Source organism: Nocardia lijiangensis NBRC 108240 (assembly GCF_001613045.1).
GTDB classification, from domain to species: domain Bacteria; phylum Actinomycetota; class Actinomycetes; order Mycobacteriales; family Mycobacteriaceae; genus Nocardia; species Nocardia lijiangensis.
Genome location: NZ_BDBP01000198.1, coordinates 1 through 3,570, shown reverse-complemented (window position 1 = coordinate 3,570; position 3,570 = coordinate 1). Strand labels below are relative to the sequence as shown.

The window sequence follows — 3,570 nt, the reverse complement described above, 5'->3', positions numbered from 1 at the left end:
GAAAAAGTGCTGCGTGGTGTGCCCGTGCCGTTCACGCTCGAGGATGCTGCGGTTCAACTGCGGCGGCCTGGTGTCAGGCTGGTCTTCCGGCATCGTGAGGGAGTGTTTGTTCGTGCAACGACATCAGTGCGCTTCAGGGGTGGCAGGAGTGAGTTGATTCTGAATTTCAAGAAGCCCAGCGGGGAACCCACAAATTCTTCGTTGAGCGCACTCAGGAAGTCTCAGGGTGTGAGCGAGGTGTGGGTTGACCAGCGTGACCTGGACCTGGCTGCGGGGGAGTCGCATTTCGGCGCGCAGTCCGAAGGCGTCGAACAGCAGCGGGATATCGATGAGCAGCAATACCCCACCGTGCGGTTGGAAGATATCGAACTGGGTGCTGATGACACCTCGGCATTTCTGGACGAAGATGACTTCGCCTGGCTGGACGCTTTGGTCCCGCCGGTAGATCCCTCTGGTGTAGTGGGTGAATCGGCGGCCGCGGAGACTGGCGAACTCGGCCATGTGCGGGCCGCGGCGGTGATCGGGCCGGATGTGCGAAACCTGTTCAGCGCATTGGGTCCGCGGTCGGCACTTGAATCGGACGTTGACGATGGAACCGCTGCCGTGGATGCGGATCTCGATGAGATCCGAGGAGTGCTGGATGGTGTGCCCGTGCCGTTCACGTTCGAGGATGCTGCGGTTCAACTGCGGCGGGCTGGTGTCAGGCTGGTCTTCCGGCATCGTGAGGGAGTGTTTGTTCGTGCAAGGACATCACTGCCCAGCAGCGGGGAATTGACTGTGAATTTCAAGAAACCCAGCGGTGGACGCACACACGTCTCGTTCGTCGGACTCGGGACGTCTCAGGGTGTGCGCGAGGTGTGGGTTGACGAGCGTGATCTGGACCTGGTTGCAGGGGAGTCGCATTTCGGCGCGCAGTCCGAAGGCGTCGAACAGCAGCGGGATATCGATGAGCAGCAATCCCCTACCGTGCGGTTGGCAGACATCGATAGGCAGCAGGATGTGCCGGTTGATGTTGGGCCGGGAGCTGCGGTGGCGGGCGCCGCGCTCGCTGAGGGCAGCGTGCTGGCTGGAACTGCTTCGGTGCGTTCGGAATTCGATGAGGCCCAAGAATTGCTGGGTGGTGTGCCCGTGCAGATCACGATCGAGCGTGCTGAGAAGTTGTTGCGCCGGTCTGGTCTCTGGATTGCCTTCCGGTATGAAGGCAGGCTGGTCCGTGCGACGACATCCAAGTCGCCCATGAGCTTGTTTTTAAGATTCAACGATGCCGAGGGCCGTAGATTGGGTCCCACGTTGAAAACCCTCCAGGAGCGGCAGGGTGTGCGGACGGTGTGGATCCGTCAGGGGCACCTGGATGTGGCTGTGCGGGAACTCGATGCGAGATCCGGAGACATCGATAGGCAGCAGGATGTTGCTGAGCCACAGTCGCGGTCTGTCGGCGCTGCGTATGGGCTCGGATCGAGTTCGGCCACTTCCGGGCCGGATATCGATCGGATCGCCGAAATGCTGGAGGGTGAGCCGAAGCCGGTCTCGCTGAAGGATGCTGCGTTTCAGTTGCGCTGGCCTCGCATTCGGATCGTGTATCAAGATGTCGATGGACAGTTTTTTCGTGCGACAACCAGTAGAAAATTTGCCGACAATATCGAAAAATGCAGCCGCACCATATTGATCAGCTATTCTTACGCCGAAGACGGAAAAATCGGGCGTACGAATAGCGCATTGGACAGCTTTCTGACGCGGCTGGCCGACCGGGGGGCAGGCGGGGTGTGGGTCGACGGGCATGGCCTCGATCAGCAGCCGGATGTGGATCCGGCATTGATACCGCGGGCGGATGTGGGGCAGCGGGCTCTCTTGGTGCGGGAGGGTTTGCGGGAGGTTGTGGTCGAGCCTTCTGGAGATTGTTTGTATGAGGCGGTCTTGCGTTCGTCCGCGGCGGAATTGTTGCCGCACGAGTGGCGGAGTGTCGTCGATCTGCGGCGGGCGGTTCTGCTTTGGCTGGTGCAGCAGCGGGTTTGGGAGAGTGACGCGTACGGATTGCGGGGCTGGTCGTACAGTCGGCTGGAGAGCGCTTTGCGACCGGGTCAGTGGGCCAATCCTGTTGCCGACGTTGCTCCGATGGCGTTGGGAGACCTGCTCTTCGGGTATGGGATTTCGTTGCGGGTCGTGTCTGATTCGGAATTCCGGACCGGCGCGGATGGGTCGAGCGAGTTCGTTCGCGAGGGCGCGGTTCACAGTTTCGGGCCGGCGGATTGCTGGCGGTTGACGGTCCTGCATGTGGGGCGGGCGCATTACAATGCGACAGTGACTGCGCCGGTCGACGAGGGGAACGTGACTGCGCCGGTTGACGAGGGGCCGGGTACGGCGGTTCCCGACGTGGACCTGGACAAGGTCCGAGAATTGCTGGGCGGAGTACCGAGTGAGATCTCGCTCGAGAATGCCGAGGAGATCAAGAGTGCTGAGGAGCGGTTACGGCCTGGTCTCCGCATTGTCTTCCTCTATGAAGGCAGGTTGATCCATGCATCGACAAGAATACGTAACACGGGTGCATTGACCCTGGAATTCGTGAGACCCAACGGGCGTAAAACAACTTCCAAGCTCAGCTCACTCGTGGCAACGCAGGGTGTCGGGAAGGTGTGGACTCTTCCGTTGGATCTGGGCTCCGCTGCGGGGGAGTCGCATCTCGGCGCGCGGTCCGCAGAGGTCGAAGGGCAGCGGCCGGAGATGGGCTTGCCGACCGGAGACGACCTGGATACGGCCATGGCCGACCCGTCCGCTGATGCGCCGATGGAAGAACTGGCCGCCGTCTCGGATCGACATGGCCAGCAGCGGCATATCGATGAGCAGCAGTACCCCACTCTGCGGTGGGAAGATATCGAACTGGCCGCTGAGGGCGCTTCGGCACGTGTGGACGACGATGACTTCGCCTGGCTGGACGCACATTTCCCGTCGGACGGCCCCTCTGGTGTAGCGGGTGGATCGGTGGCTGTGGAAACCGGCGAACTCGGCCATACGTGGGCTGCGGCGACGGTCGGGTCGGATGTGCCGAACCTGTTCAACGTTTTGGGTCCACGGCCGGAGCGTGAGTCGGACCTGGAATCGGAGATGCCCGGCCTGGATCGAGGATGGGCGCGTTCGACGAAGAAACGGCGTTCTCAGCAGCCGGCCATCGACGACGCTGACCAGGCGCCGCTACTCGGAGACTACGGCAGCTCCATGCCGGGAGATCGCATCGCTGCTCCCGACGAACAAGAGCGCCGGACTGACGAAAACACCGGACCGAGAGTCGATGACACTTCGGCAGCTCCGGACGGAATGGACGAGTGGTCCCAGTGGGTCGACCTGGAGAGCTTGGCCACCGAGAGGCAGTCAGCGGCTGCGGAAGCCGGCGAACTCGGCTATGTGCAGGCCGCGGCGGTGATCGGGCCGGATGCGCGGAACCTGTTCAGCGCATTGGGGCGACGGCCGGCACCGGAATCGGACGTGGAATCGGGGATGCCGTCCGGCCTCGATCGAGGATGGGCGAGTTCTGCGAAGAAGCGGCGCGGGTCGGTGTCCATGCGAGATGTCTCGACG

Annotated in this window: 1 protein-coding gene; it reads left to right on the top strand. The window is 62.2% G+C overall.

The window, feature by feature from the left end:
* Positions 1-153: 153 nt before the first annotated feature.
* A partial coding sequence (locus NL1_RS35795; RefSeq protein ID WP_218024540.1) for an OTU domain-containing protein occupies positions 154-3,570 on the top strand: 3,417 nt, incomplete at its 3' end.